This window comes from Rhodococcus sp. 06-1474-1B (genome assembly GCF_002258885.1).
Lineage (GTDB): Bacteria > Actinomycetota > Actinomycetes > Mycobacteriales > Mycobacteriaceae > Rhodococcoides > Rhodococcoides fascians.
In genome coordinates, this window is record NZ_NOYR01000008.1 from 175,239 (window position 1) to 196,812 (window position 21,574).

Consider the following 21,574-nt stretch of genomic DNA (forward strand, 5'->3'; position numbering starts at 1 on the left):
GGTGTCGGGGCGGGGTCGAGTCGCTGCGTGAGTCACGTCGCTACCTTCTGGTGGTGGGAAATTGCGGTCAGGAGTCGCAGTCGCCGGGAACGTCGGTCTCTACTCCCGTGGCGAGGAAGTCCGGGTCGAACAGGGTGCAGAAATTGGGTACTCGATCGCTCCCGGACGCTTCGACGCCGTCCTGGGCGGATTCGACGGACGCGGTATCGAAGCCGCCACCCCAGGTGTCGACCGAGGATGCACGCTCGACCACCGCGGTCGCCGACTCCACATCGAAGCCGGTGTAGTCCGCGTAGATCTGGGCGGCCGCAACAGGATCGGCCTTGATGGATGCGACCGCCTCGGTGTAACCGGCGTTGATGGCCCGTACGACACCGGGATTACTCGCGGCGTAATCCTTGGTGGTCGTGATCGTCGACTGCAGGAACCGCGACATATAGTCGGGGCTGCTGACGATCAGCTTGAAATCCTCCGGCCGCTGTTCGGCGACGATAGAGGGAACGAGCGCGATATCGACGTTGCCGGCTTCGAGTAGTGCGAAACCCTCACCGATTCCGCCGGAGGCAACCCGCTCGATCCGGCTCGGGTCGACGCCTGCAACGGAGGGAAGCAGACGCGTCAGAGCATCGGACGCCGAGTTGGGCCGGGTATAGGCCCACCGGCGGACGTCCTCGATGGAGTTGATGTCGGTGTTGGAGGCGAGCGCGTAGAAGTTCATCGGGTACGGCCCCTGCGTGCCGCCGCCGACGATGCGCAGTTCGGAGCCGGCTGCGTCCGCCTGCACGATCGACGGGTAGCTGACCTCACCGATGGGGATGTTGCCGTCGAGCAGCGTGCGCATGGTGGCACTGCCGCCCTTGCCCGGAACGATGTTCTCCACGATCACGCCGTGCTTCTCGAACAGTCCCTGCTTCTGCGCGACAAGCCAAGGGATGCTGTAGATTTCGGCCGCTGCCGAGACGGTGACATCGATCGTGACCGGATTGGCGGGGTCCGCGTCGGGACCGGGATCGGATCCACAGGCCACCAATGCGGTGGACAGCGTCAGTGCTGCCATGATGGACGTGGCTCGGCGTAAATGCATCTGCGTCCTCGCTGGATGATCGGCGTGACGATGCCGAAGGGGAGTGTCTGCTGTCGCAGGCCCACCCGTAGTGAGACGTACGTAACAGCTGTCTTCTACCTAAACATAAGATGTTTTAGGCGTCAAGGTAAGGTAAATCCGGACAATGCCCGTAGATTATCCGCACGGGACGGGTTAAAGATCAGATGTATGCGAAGGTATCGCCCGATGCCAGCCGGTCACCGACTGATAGCGCTCACCCACGCCGAACAACGCGCCCTCACAGTGCGCAGCAGCGGTCAGTTGCGCTCCCACCGGCATGCCCGAGGACGGGTGGAACCCGACCGGCAGAGCAAGCGTCGGACCGTCGTGCAACGACCACGGGTACGTAAATTGTCCCATCCGGCGTGAGAGCGCGACAACGTCGTCGCCCCCGTCCCTCGGGGGAACATCGACGGGCATGGCCGGGGTCAGCACCGCGTCGACACTCTCGAACGTGGCGGTCATGGCCTGACGGAACCGATCGCGGCCGGTGAATGCACGGGCACGGTCGGACTCGGAGATGCTCAGGCCCAACCTTATTCGCTCGTAAGTCGCGGCTTGAAAGCGAGAAGGCTCGGTGTCGAGCCGGTGCCGATGGCAGCGAGCGAGGTCGCTGTAGACGATCGTGTAGACGATGTCCTGGGCATCGGCGGCACGCCCTAGCTCGATGGGGACGATCTCGTACCCCAGTTCGGCGAACGTGCGCACCGCGGCCGCGACGGTCTGCGCGACGCCCGGATCCACGTCCGCGGTGAGGAAGACGCTGGGCACACCGATGCGTGTCACGGCTGATGGTTCGGATGGAGTGGGGGACAAGACGTCGAACAGAGCCTTCACCTCGGCCACCGACCGCGCCATCGGGCCGACGGTGTCGAATTGCTCGCTTACCGGGAACACGCCGTCGTTGCTGATCGATCCCCAACTGGGGCGTAGACCGGTGATCCCGCACGCCGCGGCGGGGAGGCGCACCGACCCGCCGGTATCGGTGCCCAGGGTTGCGTCGACCAGTCCGGCGGCGACGGCAATCCCCGAACCGCCGCTCGATCCGCCGGGCACCCGAGCGGTATTCCACGGGTTGTACGACGGGCCCGCAGCCGAGTTCTGCGAGGTGACACCAACGGCGAACTCGGCCATGTTCAGCTTCGCGACCACCGACCCGCCTGCGTCACGTAGGCGGGTGACGACCTCGGCATCAGCGTCGGCGACGTTGTGCTCGAAGAACTCCGACGCGCAGGTGGTCTCGACGCCGGCCACGTCGATGTTGTCCTTGACTCCGATGCTCAGGCCGGACAGGGGCCCCGGGGTGTCGTTCCGGTCGTCGATCCACCGGACGACACCGCCGAAGGTCCCGTCCTCGATCAGGCCGCGCTCCGGGCGCGCAGCTCGGCCGTCGCGTCCTCGTCGACCGTCCACGAATCGGTGTTCACGACCACACCGTAGTCGCGTCGAGCATCGTCCTCGGTGAGGTACTCGTCCCAGACGTCGCTGAGCACCTGGAACGGATCACGCTCGAACGGGTTTCCGAAGCCACCGCCTGAGGGGAGCTTGATCTCCAGCGTCTCACCGGAACGAATCGTCTCTTGAGTGACCTTGGAGTACAACACTTCCTCGCGGTCAGTCCCGGCGTTCCTGGTGAACGAGCCGGACACACCGTTGTGTCCACCCAGAGCTCCGGCCGGAGCATCCGATCGGTTGTCGGCCTCGGAACCGAGGAACGTATCGGTCTCCATCAACCACTTGCGCACACTGCCGATACCGCCGCGCCACTTCCCTGGCGCGGGTGCCTCGTCGCGCAGCTCGTACCGCAACGCGCGCATAGCGTGGTTGAGCTCGAGCTCCTCGATGGGGTTGTTGCGAGTGTTGGCCATCAGGGCGTCGACGGCGTCCATGCCGTCCTTGCCATTGCGGCCACCGTAGGAGCCCTCGTTAATTTCGATGTAGACCCAATACGATTCGCCGTCCGGAGCGATACCGGAGTAGGCGATGGCGCACAGGGCGGCGGACGATCCCGCGATCGCGTGATCCGGAAGCACCGGGGCCAGAGCGAGATTGATCGAGTCGAACACCCGGTTCACCTGCGAGAACCGCGCGAAGCACGACGCGGGAAAGTCCGGGTTGAAGATCGTCCCCTCGGGGGCATAGGCCTTGACGGGTCGGAAGCACCCGTCGTTCTGAGGAACGAATTCCTCCGTCAGATCCTCGTCGAGCAGAATCGTACGAATGGCCGAGACAGCCACCGGCAGAACCGAACCCTCAAACGGGACGTTGAACGCGGTGGGCACCTGGCTGTTGGAGCCGGTGAGGTCGATGAGAATGTCCTCGCCCTCGACCTGCACCCGCACAGCCACCTTGAGCGGTTCGTCGCGGTTCTTACCGTCGTCGTCGAGGTATCCGATGGGCGCGGTGTAGCTGCCGTCGGGAATCTCACGAATCTTTTTGCGCAGCATGGACTCGGAGTAGTCCATCCAGCGTTCGCCCGCGCTCATCACGGTGTCGAGGCCGTACTTCTCGAGCAGCTCGGTGAATCGCTTCTCGCCGATGCGAGAGCACGCGATCAGTGCTTCGAGGTCGCCGCGGTTCTGCTCGGGCGTACGGACGTTGTCGAGGATGTGCTGAATCAGGTAGTCGTTGCGGACCCCGGCCTCGTAGATCTTCATCGAGTCCATCAGCTTGCCCTCGGCCCACACATCGACGACGTCCATGCACAGGCCGGGGAAGTTGCCGCCGACGTCGGACACGTGACCGGTACACCCGGCGAAGCCGATGTGCTCGCCCTGCCAGAAGATCGGAATGATCACGCCGTAGTCGGGGGAGTGAGCCGCTCCGTGGTACGGATGATTGTGCAGCACCACATCTCCGGGCTTGTACGTTCCGGCGAGGCGACGGTTGACGCCCTTGATGTAGGCGGGAATCGAACCGCAGTGCATCGGAGTCGAATCCGATTCACAGAGTTCGCGTCCGTTGATGTCGAAGATGCCCGCGCCGAGGTCCTCGGACTCTCGAATGAGCGACGAGTACGCCATGCGGTAGAGCACCTGAGCCATCTCTTTGGCCATCGACTGCAGGGCTCCGCCGATGACGCGCAGCGTGATGGGATCGACCTCGACGTCGTTCCAGGTTCGAGTGGATTCGCCCGCCAGTGACACTCCGGTGGTGGGCATCAGCGCCTTGCTCATGCGGGGTTCCTCTCGATGATGATGTGGCCGACGGCGTCGACGGTGGCGTGCTGATTCATGCCGATGATCGTGGTGGAATCGAACTGCTCGACGATCGCAGGACCGTCGATCTCGTTGTTCGCCAGCAGGAGTGACCGCTCGTAGACCGGGGTGTCCACCCACTGCGGCGCGGACGTCTCGTCCTGCCAGAACAGTGCCTGCGTGGTCGTCTTGATCGCGGCCGAGGAGTCGGCGGAGCCCACGGCGATATCGGCGATCTGTACGTGGGGAACCGCACCCACGCCGGTGACGCGGACGTTGATCAGCTGCACGGGCTTGTCGTCGAACCGCTGAGAGTAGGTGCGTCCGTGCACGTCGTGGAATGCCTCGGCGACGGTCTTGACCCACACGTCGTCGATGTCGCCGTCCGGTGCAGCGACGCGGAGTTCGTAGCCCTGGCCGACGTATCGGCAGTCGACGCTGCGCTCGAGCGAAATGTTCTCGGCCGCAACACCGTCCTTCTCGAGCTGTGCGACGGCCAGTGCGGACAGACGCTCGACCTGCTCCTGCAGCAGTTCGATGTTCGGGTCGGCGGACGACGTCCACACCGTCGTCGGCTCCTCGTAGCGGATGTCGGTGGTGAGCAGGCCGACAGCGGAGGTGATGCCGGGGTGACCGGGCACGATGACCCGCGGAATACCGAGCTGGTCGGCGATCTGCCACGCGAACAGCGGACCGGCTCCACCCTCGGCGATCAGTGAGAAGTCGCGCGGGTCATAGCCTTTACGCACCGAGTGCAGGCTGATCGCCTCGGTCATGGAATGGGCTAGGATCTTGAAGATGCCCATCGCGGCGTCGTCGAGTGGGGTGTCGAGCTTGTCGGCGATGTGAGTCTGAATCGCTTCGCGCGCCAGCTCGGGCTTGACCTCCATTGTTCCGGACAGGAAGCTCTTCTCGCGCAGCCATCCCATCATCACCATGGCGTCGGTGGACGTCGGTTCGGTGCCGCCGTGTCCGTAGCAGGCGGGACCGGGAACGGCACCCGCGCTGCGTGGTCCGACGCGGAACATGCCGCCGTCGTCGACCACGGCGATGGATCCGCCGCCGGCACCGATGGTGTCGACCTCGGCCATGGGCACCATCGCGTGATAGTCGCCGATTCGGGTGTCGAGCAGATGCTTCATCCGCAGGGCACCGTCCGGTGCCACGCCGACATCCGCGGAGGTACCGCCGACATCGAGGGTGATGACACTGGGGAACCCGGATGCCTTACCGATGGCGCAGCCGCCGAGCAGGCCGGCGACCACCCCGCTGGTCAGAAGTGAGACCGGGATTTCGCTGGCGCTGCGGGAGGTGACGAGCCCGCCGGCCGAGGTCATGAGGTGTACGTCCTCGCCGACCTGCGCTGCCTTCGCCTTACCGGCCAGGTTCTCGATGTACTTCGAGGTCTTCGGTCCGATGAACGCGTTGAGTGCTGCGGTCGAAAAGCGTTCGTACTCGCGGTATTGCGGGGCCACCTCGCTGGAGAGGGAGATGAAGACGCCCGGGAACTCTTCTTCGATGATGGCTCGCACGCGCTGCTCGTGGGTGGGGTTGCGGTACGCGTGCAGGAATGCGACGGCGATGGCCTGCACGCCTCGCTCACGCAGCAGGCGAACCTGTTCGCGCACAGCATCTTCGTCGAGTGGGGTCAGAATGTTTCCTGCGGCATCGATGCGTTCCGGGACCACCCGCCGGTTGCGCCGTGGCACGAGCTGCCACTTCTGCCACGGAAGATCCTGGTAGTTCGAGTAATTGAGAGGACGCTTCTTGCGCGCGATGTGCAGCAGGTCGCGGAAACCCTCGGTGGTGATCATGCCGACGTCGCAGCCGTTGTGCTCGAGCACGATGTTGGTGGCCACGGTGGTGCCGTGGAAGAACATGTCGATCTCGGACGGGTCGATCCCTGCGCGTTCGGCGAGGACCTTGATGCCGTCCATCGTGCCGATCGAGGGATCGTGATTGGTGGACGGGGTCTTGTGCACGACGACCGTGCCGTCGTCGTCCCACAGGACGAGGTCGGTGAACGTGCCGCCGACGTCGACTCCAATGCGTTTCATGCTGCGTCCGTTCTGTCGGTGCCCGAGGGGAGCGGGAAGGCGTGCTCCGCGTGTCCTACGAAGTCGTGGGGTCACTGCTGAGGTGACATGAGTCATAGTGCTGATGATCGACGGGAAAAGCAATACCTCTGATGTATTGCGTCGGTTTTGTCCAGATATCGGCCTAGATTCGCGTCGGTATGCGTGGTTTCTTGCTAAAAAGCGGATGTATCGAGGGTTGCGATCTCCGCATCTCGGGGCATCGGTCACGCTAAGCTCGAGCCGACCGGTCAGTAGAAACAGTCGAGCGACATCAGGGGGAAGACGTGGCCCAATCGGCTCCGCTCAAGGCGACCGCCAAGAGTGTCCCCGCGTATGCGGTTCTCGCCGGCCATCTTCGGAGCCGCATTCTCTCCGGTGAGCTGCAGCCGGGAGAGCGGCTACCCGGCGAAGCCGAGCTCACCGCCGAATTCGGCGTCGGGCGTAGCACTATTCGTGAAGCGCTCCGGTCCCTGGCCAGCCAGAACCTGATCGAGACGACCAGGGGAGTGACCGGGGGAAGCTTCGTCGCCGTCCCCAGTGTTGGACACATCAGTGAGCACCTGGAAACCGGTGTCGCTCTAATGGCTGCCGCGGAGACTGTCACCGTCGACCAGCTCATGGAAGTGCGCAACCTGATGGAGGTTCCGGCGGCGGGCATTGCCGCGTTCCGCCGCACCGACGAGCATCTCGAGCAGCTCAACGCGACCATCTTCGATCCCAATCAAGTGCAGGGACCCGAGACGTTCGCCAAGAACCAGGAATTCCACCTCGTCTTGCTGCGCGCGGCCCACAATCCGCTGCTCGAGCTCATCACTGCACCCGTCTTCCGTGTCCTGTCCGGTCGATTCGGTCGTGACCATGCGCCCGAGGGCTTCTGGCAGTGCGTCGACAGCGACCACCGGGGACTGCTCGACGTGGTGGAGGCCGGTGACTCGATGGCCGCCATGGATCTGATGCGTAAGCATCTCGACCACCTCGGTGACTCGTACCGACAGATGGATCGACTTCGTAATCCGTAAACATCTGCTCTTTACCGAGTCGATTCAGGTGAAGTCTGCCGATTGCCGGTTTTCTCGAACCCTTGACGCCGTAAACATCTGATGTTTATGGTCTAGGTAAGGCACTCGCCAAACCGACACGAGGAGACACGGTGGCAATCCATCCGGCCGTTCTGGGGCGCTTCTTCGACGACTACACCGTGGGGGACGTCTACCAACATCCCTTCGGGCGGACGATCACGGAGACCGACAACACGTGGATCACGCTGCTGTCGCTCAACACCAACCAGAACCACTTCAACGCGCATCTGGCGTCGCAGAACCCCATCACCGATGGGAAGGTCATCGTCAACTCCGGCTTCACAGTCTCTGTGGTGCTGGGACTTTCGGTGATCGACATGAGCCAGAACGCGATCTCCAACCTCGCCTTCACCGACATCAAGATGTCCCACCCGGTCTATGCAGGCGACACCCTGTACGCCGAAAGCATCTGTACCGGGCTGCGCAAGTCCGAGTCACGCCCCTACGCCGGCATCGTCTCGATGATCACCCGCGGCCTCAATCAGGATGGCGTCGAGGTCATTTCGTGGAAGCGCTCGGTCATGGTCGCAACCCGCGACAGTGGCATCGGGCAGAACTACTTTCCCGAAGCGCAGAACGGACCGCTCGAACTTCCCCAGACTAAGGATTCCGACGCATGAGGCCACTCGAAGACGTACGCATCATTTCCCTCGAGCAGTACGGCGCAGGCCCGTTCGGTAGCTTGCACCTGGCCGACCTCGGCGCGGACGTCATCAAGATCGAGGACCCCAGCGTCGGCGGCGACGTCGGACGGTACGTCCCGCCCTACAACGAGGGCGAGGACTCGCTGTTTTTCGAGAGCTTCAACCGCAACAAACGTTCCCTGTCCCTTGACCTCTCGACCCCGAGTGGGCGAGCGGTGTTCGAGGATCTCGTTCGTACCAGCGACGCCGTCTACTCCAACCTGCGTGGTGATGTGCCGGAGAAGATCGGTATCACCTACGACCAGCTCAAGCATCTCAATCCCGCGATCGTGTGCTGCAGCCTCACCGGCTTCGGTATGACCGGCCCTCGCTCCAAAGAGCCTGGCTACGACTACATTCTGCAGGGTCTCGCCGGCTGGATGAGTGTGACCGGCGACCCGGACGGCCCGCCCACCAAATCCGGTCTGTCACTGGTCGACTACTCCGGTGGATTCGTCGCCGCGATCTCGCTGCTGTCGGGATTGCACGCGGCCAAGCGCGATGGCGTCGGCGGTGACTGCGATGTCTCGCTGTACGACACGGCGATGTCGCTACTCACGTATCCCGCGACGTGGCATCTCAACGCTGGCTTCGAGCCGATCCGCACGAAGAACTCCGCTCACCCGTCCTTGGTGCCGTTCCAGGCCTTCGAGGCAACAGACGGCTGGCTCATCGTCGGCTGCGCGAAGGAGAAGTTCTGGGACCGGCTCGTCGTCGCCATCGATCGCCCGGATCTCGGTGCCGATCCGCGGTTCAGCAACTTCTCGCTTCGTGGCAAGCATCAGGACGTGCTGCTGCCGATCCTGGAAGAGGTGTTCGCCACGAATACCGTCGATCACTGGCTCTCTAAGCTCGGCCCGGCCGGGGTGCCTTCCGGTCCGATCAACGACGTCGAGCACGCACTGACCGAACCTCACACGCTCGCACGCAATCTCGTGGTCGAGACCGAGCATCCGGTGTACGACACGGTGCGTCAGGTCGCGTCACCGGTGAATTTCGGTGCCGAGGCCAAGCAGTACCGCCGAGCGCCGCAGCGCAACGAGCACTTCGACGACATCGTGCGTGACCAACTGGGCTACGACGACGAACGCGTCGCGAAACTGAAGGCGGAGGGTGCGTTCGGTACGGCGAAGGACGAGGTGCGGGCGTGACCTCGACGATCTTGGCGGAGTGGGCATCGAGTGTGACCGTCGCCGATCTGTCCGAGGACGTCCGGCACGCTGCTGCGCGGCACCTTCTCGATGGCGTGGGTAATACCGTTGCGGCCCAACGGCTCGGCTACGGTCGACCGGGCTGGACCGTGGCCGATGCTCTCGGCGGCCCACCGGAGGCGCGGCCCCTCACCGGTACACGAGGCCTGTCTGCGCCGGCAGCCGCCTTCGCGACCGGGGTGATGCTGCACTCCCTGGACTTCGACGACACTCATGCGGGCGCACTGGTGCACGCGACGGCGGTATCGCTTCCTGCGGCATTCGCCGTCGGACAGCAAGTGTCGGCCTCGGGTGCCGATGTGCTGACCGCCGCGGCTCTCGGACTCGAAACCGCTTGTCGCCTCGGTGAAGTGAGCCCGCACGGGTTTCACGCTCGGGGTGTTCATGCGACCGCCGCGGTGGGTCCGTTGACCGCCGCGCTCGTAGCCGGCCACCTCTCGAAGTTCGACACCGAAACACTGGTCAACGCCCTGGGGATCGCCGGGTCGTCCAGCTCGGGGCTGCTCGAGTTTCTCGATACCGACGCCGACACCAAGGCACTGCATCCCGGATCGGCGAGCATGAACGGTGTGCTGGCCGCCCGGCTCGCCGCTGCCGGTGCCACGGGACCGTCGTCGGTGCTGGAAGGTCGACGCGGAATCTACGCTGCGTTGACCGATCGGCCGACGAACTTCGCGGCGTTGACGGAGGGGCTCGGCACGCGGTGGGAAGCCACCCGAATCGGAATCAAGCCGTATCCGAGTTGCCAGCTGATGCACGTGACGCTCGACGCGGTATCGGAAGCACTCGCGGACAATACGGTTCACGTAGGCGAGATCGCCGACATCGAGGTCTTCGTGCACCCCGATTCGAGTCCGTTCGTCTGCGGACCGAACACCGGGGTCGCGTCCCCGCGCAGCACCTACGACGGCAAGTTCGATCTGCCGTGGAGTGTGGCCGCGCTGCTGCACGACGGCGCGATCACCGTCTCGACCTACACCGACGAATCCATCGCGCGTGAGGACGTTCTCGTCACTGCCCGCAAGGTGCGGGTGACGAACCTCCCGTCCGAGGTTCCCGCGGCCGCCGCGTCGGGCAGGGCGGTTCTCACGCTCGCCGACGGTCGAGTGCTCGACGCCTCCGTCGGCGGCAGTCAGGGATCCGCCGGGTTCCCGTTGAGCGACGACCGTCTGCTGGAGAAGTTTCTCGCCAACTGTGGCAACGACTCTCGTGCCACCGAGCTGGCCGACCGCGTCCTCGGGTTGGTCGACGAAACCGACTTGACCGCCATTCTCGATCTCGCCGCAGCCATCGCGCCGGCCACCTGAAACTCCAACCGACAGGACATCATCATGGACTTCACGTACGACGAGCAGCAGACGGCCTTCCGGAAAGCATTGCGCACCTTCGTCGACAAGGAAATCATCCCCGTCGCGAACGAGTGGGAGAAGACGGGACGGTACCCCACCGAGATCGTCGAGCACATGAAGGCCATGGGCCTGTTCGGGATCACGACGCCGGAGGAGTACGGCGGGCTCGACCTCGACAAGGTGTCGTTCACCCTGGTGTACGAGGAGCTGGCCCGCGGATGGATGGGTGTGGCCGGCATTCTCGGCAGCCACAACCTCTCGTGCTGGATGATCGGCAAGCACGGCACCGAGGAGCAGAAGAAGACTCTGCTGCCCAAGCTTGCGTCGGGTGAATGGCGTACGGGTGTCGGTCTGACCGAGCCCGGTGCCGGCACCGACCTGCAGGGCATCAAGACCACCGCCAAACGCGACGGCGACCACTACGTCGTCAACGGTGCCAAGACGTGGATCACCAACGCACGGCACGCGAATGTGCTTCCGGTACTGGTGAAGACCGACACCACGACTACACCGGCACACAAGGGCATGTCGCTGTTGCTGATCGACACCACGACCGACGGGTTCGAGGTACAGCGCGACATGGGCAAGCTCGGCTACAAGGGAACCGAATCGTGTGAGATCACGTTCACCGACGTACGCGTTCCCGTCGACGCAGTGCTCGGTGGCGTCGAGGGTCGCGGTCTGCAGCAGGCACTGTCGGGTCTCGAGATCGGCCGTCTCAACATCGCCGGCCGCAGCGTCGGCATCGCGCAGGCTGCCTACGACGCCGCCCTCGAATACGCCAAGCAGCGCACCGCATTCGGTCAGCCCATCGCCGAGTTCCAGGCCATCCAGCTCAAGATTGCCGACATCGCGACCCAGCTGCAGGCCGCACGCTTGATGACGTACTGGGCGGCGTCGCAGGCGGATTCGGGTAAGCGCGTGGACATGGAAGCGGGCATGGCGAAGTACTTCGCGTCCGAGGCCGCCATCACCGCCAGCCTCGAAGCGATGCGCATCCACGGTGGCTACGGATACTCCACCGAGTTCGTCGTCGAGCGTCTCTACCGCGATGCGCCTCTCATGGCCATCGGTGAGGGCACCAACGACATCATGCGCACCGTCATTGCCAAGTCCCTCGTAGCGGGAACGGGTGTCATCGGATGAGGTCGGCTCTGACGTACCTCTACGTTCCGGGGGACGTGCCGGAGCGCTTCGACAAAGCATTGGTGTCGGGCACGGACGCGGTGGTGCTGGATCTGGAGGACGCCGTCACCGCGGCGAACAAGGGTCACGCCCGCGCGACGGTGGCCGAGTGGGTTGCTGCCTGCGATCCGGGTGACGTGCAGATTTGGGTGCGGGTGAACCCAGGGCCGATGCAGGAGGACGATATTCGGGCGGTGCTGCACCCAAACCTGACGGGCATCTGGCTCCCGAAGGTGTCCTCTGCTCGGGAGATCGAACAGGCCGACGCTCTACTGAGTGGCAGTGACGCGGTGGTCTCGCCTCTCATCGAGACAGCCGCCGGAGTGTTCGCCGCTCTCGAGATCGCCCGTGCTCCTCGGGTCAAGTTTCTCCAGATCGGGGAAGTGGACCTCGCCGCGGATCTGGGCGTCGACGGCTCGGCGGAGTCACTGTCGTTCGTGCGGGCTCAGGTGGTCGCAGCCAGCGTGGCGGCGGGGATCGATCCACCGCCTGCTGCGGTGTCGCGAAACTTCCGCGATGCCGATGCGTTCGAGGCCGACACTCGTGCGCTGGCCGGTCTCGGATTCGTCGGTCGTGCGTGTATTCATCCGGCTCAACTCGCGCCGGTGCGAACGGTGTTCGTGCCGTCGGAGTCGGAAGTTCTCGAGGCAGAGCAACTGTTGGCCGACTTGGAACGTGCCACTTCGGGTGTGGCCGTAGACAGCAAGGGATTTCTGATCGACGAGGCTGTTGCCCGAACCGCTCGACGAGTGGTGGAGAGAGGAGCCGCGCGGGAGTCGATGGCGCGGAGCTGACAAGCTCGACGTCAGAGAACAAGAAACACGTGAACTCCGGCTGTCACGACGGCAAGTGGCCCTGCAGACCATCGAAGTCTGCAGGGCCTCTTGCGGTGGTGATCAGTCTGCGCTCGTTGTCGCTCCCAGGAGATCTCGCACAGTGTTTGCAACACTGATGAACTCGGGTTTCTCCATCGTTGCGCTGTAGTCGCGGTGTGTCGGCAGGTCGACGTTGAGGATATCGACTATTCGTCCGGGCCGCGGGCTCATGACGACCACTCGGTTGGCTAGGTACACCGCTTCGGCCACGGAGTGGGTGACGAGTATGACCGTCGTTCCGGTTTCCCGCCAGATGCGGTGTAGCTCGACGTTCATCTTCTCGCGGGTGAGAGCGTCCAGCGCTCCGAAAGGCTCGTCCATGAGCAACACTTCGGGTTCGTGAAGCAATGCCCGGCACAGCGATACGCGCTGCTGCATGCCGCCGGACAGCTCATGGGGAAGTGCTCCCTCGAAACCGCTCAACCCGGTCATGTCGATGAGCTGATCGGCCCTCGCGGCCGCTGCCTTCTTGTTCATCCCGCGCATCTCACCCTGAAGCAGAATGTTCTTGCGCACGGTCCGCCATTCGAGCAGTGCAGCACGCTGGAAGACGTAGCCGATGTTACGTTGCGGGCCCTTGACCTCCTTACCGACCAGCTGGACCGACCCACGTGAAGCACCGGTGAGGCCGGCGACCACTTTGAGGAGGGTGGACTTGCCGCAACCGGAAGGCCCTGCGATGGAGACGAATTCACCCTTCCCGACCCGGAGGTCGACATCGGAGAGAGCGGTCACGTCACCTCGTTTGGACGAGAACTGGACGGTGAGGTTGTCGACAGAGACCGCGGTGTCCGTCACGGTGGGAGGCCGTTCACTGGTGATCGCATTCATGGTCACGTCTCATTCCTCGTTGGAGGTGAAGGTCGAGTCCCAATACGTCGAAGACTCGGCTCCAGCCTCGGTGAGTCCGGCATCGCTGAGGATGCTGATGGTGTTGGCCCAGTCCTCGTCGCTGTTGACACCCGGATCCATTCCTTCGGTGTTGTCGGTGGTGAGTAGCGGAATGGTTTCCTGCCACTGCTGCAGAAGCACCGACTCCGGCGGAGTCTGCGGGTCCTTGCCGACCATCGATGCCACGGCTGCTTCAGGATTGGCGATGGCTGCCTCGAACGATTCGCGGGTGGCGTCGACCATGGCCTGAACGAGCTCGGGGGAACGCTCGATGGTCGACGTGTTGGCGATGAGGCCGTTGCTGTAGAAGTTCAGGCCCTCATCGGAGTAGCGGAGGTAGCGCATCTCGCGTCCGGACTTGTTCGCGATGTTGGGACCCTGGTCGTGTGCGAAGCCGATGAGACCGTCGACCTGACCCGAGAGCATCGCGGCGATCTTGCCTGCGGAGTCCAGACTCTGCTGCTGAACTTGGTCCTCGGGAACGCCGACGCGGTCGAGGAAGATGGGGAATGTCGTGGTGGGCGCATCCCCGGCGGAGACGGCGATGGTCTTTCCGGCGAGGTCGGCGGTGGTCTGAATAGGTCCGTCAGCGTAGACCTGCACAGCCGACGGCGTCGTCTGCAGGAATACGCCCAGGCTCTTGACCTTGACGCCCTTGTCGATGTTGGACATCACGGCCGCAGTGTCGGCCCAGCCGAAATCGGTCTGGTTCGAACCCGCTGCCTGTGCGGTCTTGGTCGAGCCCTGGCCCGCAGTGATGGTGAGATCGATACCGTGCTCGGCGAAGATCCCTTCTTGCACGCCGTAGTAGAACGGGGCGTGCTCGCCGTAGGGATACCAATTGAGCATCAGCGAGGTCGCGGTGGTGTCACCGTCGGCACCCGGGGCCTTTTCCTCGCCTCCACCTCCTGCGCTGCATCCGGCGAGTACGAGAGCGGACGACGCGACGGTCGCCACCAGAACGTTCTTGAGCTTCATGGAATGTGTCCTTCGATGGAGGGAGAGCGAGCGGGTCACACAGCGCCGACGGACGCGGTGGAGCGACGCGATGCGTGCCAGGGGATGAGGAACTTCTCGGCGATCTCGATGATCAGGAAGAGCACGATGCCGAGCAGGGACATGATGATGAGTGCGGCGAAAAGCATTGCCGTGTCTATGTTTCCGTTGGCCTGGAGTATCACGTACCCCAGACCTTCGTTGGCCCCGACGAATTCACCGACCACCGCTCCGGTCACCGCGAGTGTTGCGGCGATCTTGAGGCCGGACATCAGCTGCGGCAACGACGCCGGAAAACGCACCTTGCAGAACGTCTTCCATTTGCTCGCACCCATCGTCGATGTGAGTTCGAGGATCTCGGGATCGACGGAACGCAATCCCGCCATTCCGGCGATGACGATGGGGAAGAAGGCCATGAGGACGGCCACGAGGATCTTGGGGCTGGGACCGAAGCCGAGCCACACGACGAACAGTGGCGCGATAGCGATCTTCGGGATCACCTGCGCGAACAGGATCAGTGGGTACATCGTCTTCTCGATCGAGGACGAGTAGATCATCACCACCGCGACGGCGATTCCGACGCCGCTGGCGATGATGAAGCCGGCGACTGTTTCGTACGTTGTCACCCAGGTGTGGCCGGCGAGGTAGGACGCGTTGTCCACCATCGTCGACCACGTGTCACCGGGTGACGGAAGAATATAGGGCGCAACGAGTTCGGAGGCGGTGACGGCCCACCATGCGGCGACGAGCACAGCCACGAGGGCCAGAGGTCGCCAGAGGCCGGACCAGGTATTGCGGAACGAAGGGAACCGTCGACGACGGGTCGGTGCGGGTTGAGGAACCGACGCAGTGGCAGAACGGACTTCGACCGACGATGTTGTCGTCATATGCAGTCCTCGATCTAGTAGGAGGCGGGTCCGTCTACTCCCGCTGGAATGCGCTTTCCGAAGCTGTCGCTCAACGTAGTGTGATCGCGCCCACAGTGTCAAGCAATTCGGACATTCAGCTGTTCAGAGAGGTGCTGCGTCGCAGGACTACGGTGCCCGGTGCCCACTCACGACTGCCCGGGCGACTGTCCGGGTCGAGGGCGAGCTGAACGGCTCGCTCGCCGATGTCCACCAACGACAGGGCGACGGTGGTCAGGCTCGGGGAGTGATCGCGCAGTGTAGGAATGTCGTCGAATCCGGCGACGCAAACGTCCTCCGGGACGCTCAGGCCCAGCTCACGCCATGCTGCGATTGCCCCGATGGCCATGACGTCGGTTACTGCGAACACGCACGGTGGAGCGCCGTGGCCGGGGGAGAGTTCGAGCGCAGCCGCCAGACGCCGCGCGGCGCTGTAGCCACCGTCTCGCGAGAAGTCTCCGGCCACTTCGATCTCCGGTGTGATGCCGTAGGTGCACAGGGTCTCGACGAAGCCGTTACGACGATCGGCCGAGGTCCGGATGTTTCCTGGGCCGCCGATGATCGCAAAGCGACGATGGCCGTGCTCGTGCAGGGCCTGCGCCAAAGCCGCTGATGCGGCGAAGTTCTCGGGTTCGACCGCAGAGGCGAACGGTACCGGTTGCCCGATCACCACCACCCTGCCGCCGTTGTCGCGGTATGCCGCGAACTCCTGTTCCAGTGCTCGGTCCAAGTCACCGCTCTGCCTCGAGCCGGCCAGGATGATGGCGTCGGCGCGGTGCGAGATGAAGGTGGCGACCGACTGCCGTTCGAGAGCGAAATCGCGCTCCGTGCTGGCCAGAAGTACCAGCTTGCCGGCGTCGCGCGCCTCGTTCTGCACGCCGCGGACGATGGATGAGAAGTACGGATCGGCCACGTCGTGCACCACGAGCCCGATCAAGCCCGTCGACGACCGGGCCAGCGCCTGGGCCTGAGCGTTGGCGATGTAGCCGAGATCGGCCGCAGCTGCGCGCACGCGATCGGCCACACCCTCGCCGGGCACTCGTGACGAGCCGTTGAGCACCCGCGACGCTGTGGCCTGCGAGACGCCCGCCGCCGCGGCCACATCGCTGAGTCGTACTGCAGCCATACACCCCTCACCCCCTGCGAAATCGTTGCAATCGACGGTCGGCTCTTGACCGATCGACTCCGACAGCATAGCTTGGAAAGCGCATTCCGAAGCTGGCTTTCCCTCACGACGCGTAGTGGACCTCCGCCACACCGTCGACGCGGCCCCATCCGTCATGGCTCGCCGCCGTCCGTGATTCCACGCCATCCGTGCACAGAAAGGGCAATGCTCATGCCCACACCCACCCGTACCTTGCGCATCGCCATGAACGGCGTCACCGGCCGCATGGGCTACCGTCAGCATCTCCTTCGCTCCATCCTGCCCATTCGCGACGCCGGCGGACTTCTGCTCGACGACGGCACACGCGTCCAGGTCGAGCCAATCCTGGTCGGCCGCAACGAAGCCAAGCTCCAGGAGCTCTGCACCCGGCACGGTATCGCCGAGCACACCACCGACAGCTCATCCGTCATCGACGACACGTCCATCGACATCTACTTCGACGCCCAGGTCACCTCACGGCGCGCCGAGGCATTGTCATCGGCGATGAAGGCCGGAAAGCACATCTTCACCGAGAAGCCGACCGCCGAAACGCTCACACAAGCAATCGAACTGGCCCGCATCGGGCAGAACGCGGGCATCACGGCCGGCGTCGTACACGACAAGCTCTACCTCCCCGGACTCGTCAAGCTCAAGCGGCTCGTCGACGAAGGATTCTTCGGCCGCATCCTCTCCTTGCGCGGCGAATTCGGCTACTGGGTCTTCGAGGGCGACGGTCAGCCCGCCCAACGCCCCAGCTGGAATTACCGGGCCGAGGATGGCGGCGGCATCGTCGTCGACATGTTCTGCCACTGGAACTACGTGCTCGAAGGCATACTCGGCAAGGTCGAGACCGTCACCGCCAAGACCGCCACTCACATCCCGACGCGCTGGGACGAGCAGGGCAACGAATACGCCGCCACCGCAGACGACGCCGCCTACGGCATCTTCGAGATGGAGAACGGCGTTGTCGCCCAAATCAACTCGTCGTGGGCGGTGCGAGTGTTCCGAGACGAACTGGTCGAATTCCAGATCGACGGCACGCACGGATCGGCGGTCGCGGGGTTGCGCAACTGCGTCGCCCAGCATCGTTCGCACACCCCGAAGCCTGTATGGAATCCAGATCTGCCCGTCACCGAACCGTTCCGCGACCAGTGGCTCGAGGTTCCCGCGAACGCGGACTTGGACAACGGGTTCAAGTTGCAATGGGAAGAGTTCCTGCGCGACGTCGTCGCTGAACGGCCGCACCGCTACGGTCTGCTCTCCGCTGCCCGCGGTGTGCAGCTGGCCGAGCTCGGTTTGCGATCCTCCGCCGAGGGCCGTCGCCTCGAGGTCCCGGAAATCGCGCTGTGACCGCCGTCGACTCCAGGGTGTCGATCACCCTCCCCGGCCGCGGGGTCTACGCGCTCGGCGAACCGGGTGAGTGGACCAAGCCCACCGCCCCCATCACCTCACGCGTCGCATATGCCGCAGCGCACGTGATCCCCAGGGCCACAGGAGACAACACCCCGGGGGCACCCGCCGACATCGACTGGGACGCCACCATGGCGTACCGCCATGAACTCTGGTCCTACGGATTGGGTGTCGCCGATGCGATGGACACCGCTCAGCGCGGCATGGGCCTGGACTGGGCCGCTACGTCCGAGCTGATCAGTCGCTCTGGAGCCGAGGCCGCTCGCGTCGGAGGATCACTCGCCTGCGGCGCGGGAACGGACCAACTCGACTTGAACGGGCTGCCGTCGGGCAAAGACGGTCTCGCTGCTGTGCTCGACGCCTACCGCGAGCAGATCTCGGTGGTCACCGAGTCGGGAGCAAAGGTCATCGTCATGGCTTCACGCGCCCTGGCTCGGGTGGCGACGTCACCCGACGACTATCTGCACGTCTACTCGACATTGCTCGACGAAGTCGAACAGCCTGTCGTATTACATTGGCTCGGAACGATGTTCGATCCCGCGCTCGCCGGATACTGGGGTAGCGCTGACATTTCGTCCGCTACGGGTACCTTCCGCGGGCTGATCGAGTCGCACGCAGCCAAGGTCGACGGAGTGAAGGTGTCGTTGCTCGACGCTCAGCACGAGATCGAACTACGAGCCGGGCTGCCCGCAGGCGTCCGCCTCTACACCGGCGACGACTTCAACTACCCCGAGCTGATCATCGGCGATGGACAGCATCATTCGGATGCACTACTCGGCATCTTCGCCGGCATCTACCCGGCGGCGTCGACGGCGTTGCAGGAGCTCGACCGCGGGAACACTGCACGCGCCGAGACCATTCTGCGTTCGACGCAGGAGCTCGGCCGCCATATCTTCGCCGCGCCCACCTATTACTACAAGACCGGGATTGCGTTCCTGTCGTGGCTCAACGGCAAGCAACCGGGCTATTCGATGGTGGGCGGTCTGTCGTCGGGTCGCAGTGTGGAACACCTGACCACGCTGTTCGTCCTCGCCGATCGCGCCGGGCTCTTGTCGGATCCGTCGCTGGCTGCGCATCGTATGGGGCTATACCTGGATCTGAACGGAGTGTCCTCGTGAAGTTGTTACCGTTCGATATCGAGAACCCCTACGCGTCACTATCTCTCAACACCAAGACGACGAATAGCTGGACGCTGAAGCAAGCCGTCGACGGGGCCGCGCGAGCCGGGCTGGGTGCGGTGGCCCCGTGGCGGGATCGGATTCAGGAGGCCGGTGTCAGCGAATCGGCCAAGCTCATCTCCGATGCCGGTCTGCGGGTGTCGAGCCTCTGCCGCGGTGGGTTCCTCACGGCGATCGACGACGACGGTCTCGATGACAACCGTCGCGCTCTCGACGAAGCCGCCGAACTCGGAGCGCCCGAGCTCGTGATGGTCATGGGTGGCATCCCCGATCGCGACCTCGTCGGAGCGCGGGCTCGGGTGGAAGAGAGGCTGGCTCTGCTCGTTCCGTATGCACTCGAGCGGGGGGTTCGCATAGCGCTCGAACCTCTGCACCCGATGTTCGCGGCCGACCGTGCTGTCATCTCCACACTGGGACAGGCTTTGTCGATGGCCGAGCCGCATCCGGTGGAAGCGGTAGGCGTCGTGGTCGACACCTTTCACGTGTGGTGGGATCCGGACCTGGAGTCATTGATCCGAACGGCAGGTGACCGTGGCCGCATCAGCTCGTACCAGGTGTGCGACTGGCTGGTGCCGATGGAGGCCGACCCGCTTCTGTCGCGCGGAATGATGGGAGACGGTGTGATCGACTTCGAATCCATCGGCCGATTAATTCAGGACGCTGGGTACCGAGGTGATGTCGAAGTGGAGATCTTCAACGCTGCCGTGTGGGCGACCGATGGAGACCAGGTGATCGAGACGATGAAGCAGCGCTACCGCGATCTGGTTCTTCCCAGTCTGATCGCATGAGAGTTCTCTTCGCCCCCGATTCCTTCAAAGGCACCATCGACGCTGTGGATGCCGCCGCGGCACTGATCGAGGGGTGGGCGGCTGTCCGCAAGGGTGACGACCTGGTGTCGATGCCGCAGGCAGATGGGGGCGAAGGGACGCTCGACGTGCTCGCAGCGTGCTCGGCAGACTCGACGTGGTCATCGGTGCGCGGTGTCTGCGGCCCGGACGGTCGGCCGGTCGACGCGCGATGGTTGATGCTCGACAACGGCCGGGCGGTGATCGAGCTTTCGGAGTCGTCGGGCATCGCGATGATGGAGTCGCTGAATGCATTTGCTGCGACCACCCGCGGGCTCGGTGAGGTCATTCGAGGCTGCGGTTCGGATCGAATTACGGTAGCGCTCGGGGGCTCGGCGTCGACCGACGGCGGGCTAGGAGTGCTTCGGGCGCTTGGCGTTCGGGTGCTGGACCAATCGGGTCAGGAAGTTCCGGAGGGCGGTGCAGGTCTGGTGGCCGCCCGGTCGGTGGATGCGTCGGGCCTCGCGGGGGTGCCGTCCGATATCGAATTGCTGACCGATACGCGCGCGGTCTTGTTCGGACTCGACGGTGCCGCACACGTCTTCGGGCCGCAGAAGGGTGCGTCGGCCGCTGACATCGAGGCTCTCGACGAAGCGTTGGAGTATTGGGCCGATCTGCTCGCCGATGCGGGCTTGCCGGCCGACCCGTCCATGCCGGGAACCGGTGCTGCGGGAGGGGTCGCATTTGGGCTGTGCGCGCTGGGGGCTCGTGTATCCGCCGGAGCGCAACGGGTGTCGGACCTGACGGGACTGTCGGCTGCTGTCTCTTCCGCCGACCTCGTGGTGACGGGTGAGGGCACCTTCGATCGCACGTCGCTGACGGGCAAACTCGTCGGATATGTAGTTCAGATGTGTTCGGACGCTTCGGTTCCGGTAGTGGTGGTCGCCGGGGCGGTGAAGTCGGACGTCGAGGTGCGGACCGTGTCGCTGACGGACCTTGCCGGCAGCAGTGAGGCCGCCATGGCGGATCCGCGACAATGGTTGATCGACGCTGGACGGCGTCTGGCACACGAAGTTCGATAGCGAGGGGCACCGAAAACGCCGTCGGATCGGATGGTGCCCGCTGCTGCGGCACCGGCGCTGAGGATGAAGTTGTGCCGTACTTCGTTGCGGAAAACCATCTGCATCGGCAGGAGCCAGAATCTATCCTCGCCGGTGAATCGTGAACGGGGTCTGGACACCTCGTTGAGTGACGATGTCTCTGCCCTTGGCGTCGAGAACCCCCAGAGTCGCGGGAAGTCGTTACCGATGTCGTCGGGTCCCGGCTGCGACAGTGCGGCCAGCCGGCATTCGAGCCTGCGGGTTTCGTGTGGGACGGTGCAGGTTTCCGCCGAGGACGTCGAGCATGTCTGCAGTGACTCGCGCCTACTTCGCGAAGAACAATCCGGTGATGATCATCGGCTCGCTCTCTCGTTCGTGAATTGCCCTCAGGCTAAACGATCTC

Annotated in this window: 18 protein-coding genes; 10 read left to right on the forward strand and 8 right to left on the reverse strand. The window is 64.1% G+C overall.

The window, feature by feature from the left end:
• Positions 1-67: 67 nt before the first annotated feature.
• The 4 genes from CH266_RS02250 to CH266_RS02265 all read right to left on the reverse strand — a co-directional run bounded on the left by CH266_RS02250 (position 68) and on the right by CH266_RS02265 (position 6,359).
• Positions 68-1,084, reverse strand: coding sequence for an ABC transporter substrate-binding protein (locus CH266_RS02250; protein ID WP_094714587.1), 1,017 nt, complete (start codon positions 1,082-1,084; stop codon positions 68-70).
• A gap of 174 nt (positions 1,085-1,258) precedes the next feature.
• Positions 1,259-2,518, reverse strand: coding sequence for an amidase (locus tag CH266_RS02255; RefSeq protein WP_255175816.1), 1,260 nt, complete (start codon positions 2,516-2,518; stop codon positions 1,259-1,261).
• Positions 2,464-4,281, reverse strand: a complete 1,818-nt coding sequence (locus tag CH266_RS02260) for a hydantoinase B/oxoprolinase family protein (RefSeq protein WP_094714588.1) — start codon at positions 4,279-4,281, stop codon at positions 2,464-2,466. Before CH266_RS02260 ends, CH266_RS02255 begins: the two co-directional genes overlap by 55 nt.
• Positions 4,278-6,359 carry a hydantoinase/oxoprolinase family protein gene (locus tag CH266_RS02265; RefSeq protein WP_045840816.1) on the reverse strand — a complete coding sequence of 694 codons (2,082 nt, stop codon included), beginning with the start codon at positions 6,357-6,359 and terminating at the stop codon, positions 4,278-4,280. Before CH266_RS02265 ends, CH266_RS02260 begins: the two co-directional genes overlap by 4 nt.
• A 305-nt stretch (positions 6,360-6,664) precedes the next feature.
• On the opposite strand from CH266_RS02265, the gene CH266_RS02270 reads away from it, so the two are divergent.
• From CH266_RS02270 to CH266_RS02295, 6 genes are all read left to right on the forward strand, one after another.
• Positions 6,665-7,399 (forward strand): FadR/GntR family transcriptional regulator, encoded by a 735-nt coding sequence (locus CH266_RS02270; RefSeq protein ID WP_032364336.1) that lies wholly within the window; start codon positions 6,665-6,667, stop codon positions 7,397-7,399.
• A 131-nt stretch (positions 7,400-7,530) separates the two neighbouring features.
• Positions 7,531-8,079 carry a MaoC family dehydratase gene (locus CH266_RS02275; RefSeq protein WP_032368993.1) on the forward strand — a complete coding sequence of 183 codons (549 nt, stop codon included), beginning with the start codon at positions 7,531-7,533 and terminating at the stop codon, positions 8,077-8,079.
• Entirely contained in the window at positions 8,076-9,293 is a 1,218-nt protein-coding gene (locus tag CH266_RS02280; RefSeq protein WP_045840815.1) for a CaiB/BaiF CoA transferase family protein, read from the forward strand. Before CH266_RS02275 ends, CH266_RS02280 begins: the two co-directional genes overlap by 4 nt.
• On the forward strand, positions 9,290-10,660 hold the full coding sequence (locus CH266_RS02285; RefSeq protein WP_045840814.1) for an MmgE/PrpD family protein: 1,371 nt from the start codon (positions 9,290-9,292) through the stop codon (positions 10,658-10,660). Before CH266_RS02280 ends, CH266_RS02285 begins: the two co-directional genes overlap by 4 nt.
• A 24-nt stretch (positions 10,661-10,684) precedes the next feature.
• On the forward strand, positions 10,685-11,848 hold the full coding sequence (locus CH266_RS02290) for an acyl-CoA dehydrogenase family protein (protein WP_032393088.1): 1,164 nt from the start codon (positions 10,685-10,687) through the stop codon (positions 11,846-11,848).
• Complete coding sequence (locus CH266_RS02295; protein ID WP_094714589.1) at positions 11,845-12,681, forward strand: HpcH/HpaI aldolase/citrate lyase family protein; 837 nt, start codon at positions 11,845-11,847, stop codon at positions 12,679-12,681. The genes CH266_RS02290 and CH266_RS02295 overlap by 4 nt, the downstream gene beginning before the upstream one ends.
• Positions 12,682-12,783: 102 nt before the next feature.
• Here the strand turns inward: CH266_RS02295 and CH266_RS02300 are convergent, their stop codons facing one another.
• From CH266_RS02300 to CH266_RS02315, 4 genes are all read right to left on the reverse strand, one after another.
• The gene (locus tag CH266_RS02300) at positions 12,784-13,593 is read right to left on the reverse strand and encodes an ABC transporter ATP-binding protein (RefSeq protein WP_094714590.1); all 810 of its coding nucleotides are present in this window, start codon (positions 13,591-13,593) and stop codon (positions 12,784-12,786) included.
• Between the two features lie 9 nt (positions 13,594-13,602).
• The gene (locus tag CH266_RS02305) at positions 13,603-14,631 is read right to left on the reverse strand and encodes an ABC transporter substrate-binding protein (protein ID WP_094714591.1); all 1,029 of its coding nucleotides are present in this window, start codon (positions 14,629-14,631) and stop codon (positions 13,603-13,605) included.
• A gap of 35 nt (positions 14,632-14,666) precedes the next feature.
• On the reverse strand, positions 14,667-15,536 hold the full coding sequence (locus tag CH266_RS02310) for an ABC transporter permease (protein WP_094714592.1): 870 nt from the start codon (positions 15,534-15,536) through the stop codon (positions 14,667-14,669).
• 115 nt (positions 15,537-15,651) lie between these two features.
• Complete coding sequence (locus CH266_RS02315; protein ID WP_048320022.1) at positions 15,652-16,680, reverse strand: LacI family DNA-binding transcriptional regulator; 1,029 nt, start codon at positions 16,678-16,680, stop codon at positions 15,652-15,654.
• Between the two features lie 210 nt (positions 16,681-16,890).
• Between CH266_RS02315 and CH266_RS02320 the strand changes: the two genes are divergently transcribed.
• From CH266_RS02320 to CH266_RS02335, 4 genes are read left to right on the forward strand one after another with little or no spacing between them, the layout of a single operon-like run.
• A complete protein-coding gene (locus CH266_RS02320; protein WP_094714659.1) occupies positions 16,891-18,048 on the forward strand; it encodes a Gfo/Idh/MocA family protein in 1,158 nt (385 codons plus the stop codon).
• Positions 18,045-19,226, forward strand: coding sequence for a dihydrodipicolinate synthase family protein (locus CH266_RS02325; protein WP_094714593.1), 1,182 nt, complete (start codon positions 18,045-18,047; stop codon positions 19,224-19,226). The genes CH266_RS02320 and CH266_RS02325 overlap by 4 nt, the downstream gene beginning before the upstream one ends.
• The gene (locus tag CH266_RS02330) at positions 19,223-20,074 is read left to right on the forward strand and encodes a sugar phosphate isomerase/epimerase family protein (RefSeq protein ID WP_094714594.1); all 852 of its coding nucleotides are present in this window, start codon (positions 19,223-19,225) and stop codon (positions 20,072-20,074) included. Before CH266_RS02325 ends, CH266_RS02330 begins: the two co-directional genes overlap by 4 nt.
• Complete coding sequence (locus CH266_RS02335; protein ID WP_032364350.1) at positions 20,071-21,153, forward strand: glycerate kinase; 1,083 nt, start codon at positions 20,071-20,073, stop codon at positions 21,151-21,153. The genes CH266_RS02330 and CH266_RS02335 overlap by 4 nt, the downstream gene beginning before the upstream one ends.
• Positions 21,154-21,574: the final 421 nt, after the last annotated feature.